This is a genomic window from Bowmanella yangjiangensis (assembly GCF_017255015.1).
GTDB lineage: Bacteria > Pseudomonadota > Gammaproteobacteria > Enterobacterales > Alteromonadaceae > Bowmanella > Bowmanella yangjiangensis.
In genome coordinates this window covers 1-295 of record NZ_JAFKCS010000874.1, presented here as the reverse complement: position 1 = coordinate 295, position 295 = coordinate 1, and the positions used below count along the sequence as shown (strand labels likewise).

The following is a 295-nucleotide window of genomic DNA, read 5'->3' as shown; positions in this document are numbered from 1 at the left end:
GGGCACGGGTCAGCCCCGCGCAGTTCCTGCGCCTGATCGCCAACGCCAGGCGCCTGCTGGATGCGCCGGACAGCAGCTTCCTGTTCGGCCAGCGCCTGTGGCCCGGCCACTATGGCGCCGCCAGCCAGTTGCTGGAGCAGGCCGACAACCTGCTGCAGGCGCTGCAGGACCTCGGCCGCTACCGTGCCCTGCTCTCGCCGCTGCTGACGCCGGTGCTGCACCTCGACGAGCAGTACCTGCACCTGTACTGGCGCGACAGCTGCGGCGCCGCCGAGCAGCTGCCCTTTCTGCTGGA

The 295-nt window shown here is 71.2% G+C and carries 1 protein-coding gene; it reads left to right on the top strand.

Going from position 1 to position 295, the window contains the following annotated elements:
- Positions 1 to 295 (top strand): AraC family transcriptional regulator ligand-binding domain-containing protein (locus tag J0A65_RS27040; protein WP_206597239.1); only part of this gene is annotated, 295 nt, incomplete at both ends.